Genomic DNA, 235 nt, shown 5'->3' with positions numbered 1-235 from the left:
ACTCACTACTCGCTACTCAAATTGTTTCTCGCTTACAAGAAGTGTTCCAAATCAAAATCCCATTACGTGAGCTTTTCAAGCACGATACAGTGGAGGCATTGGCGAAGCGAGTAGATCAGTTACGAAAAGAAGATAAAAAACGAGAGGCTGCCCCCCGTGTACCTATGAAACGAGAAGAGGCTATTCCGCTTTCCTATGCGCAGAAACGTCTATGGGTTATTGAGCGAGGAATGTC

General features: G+C 45.1%; 1 protein-coding gene. It reads left to right on the top strand.

Annotated features, from left to right (window positions below; translation table 11 throughout):
• A partial coding sequence (locus tag JDS98_RS29920) for a phosphopantetheine-binding protein (RefSeq protein ID WP_199634652.1) occupies positions 1-235 on the top strand: 235 nt, incomplete at both ends.

The organism is Bacillus cereus group sp. N11 (assembly GCF_016483605.1).
GTDB lineage: Bacteria > Bacillota > Bacilli > Bacillales > Bacillaceae_G > Bacillus_A > Bacillus_A toyonensis.
Note: the sequence above shows the minus strand (reverse complement) of the source record. Positions and strands in the feature narration are given on the sequence as shown.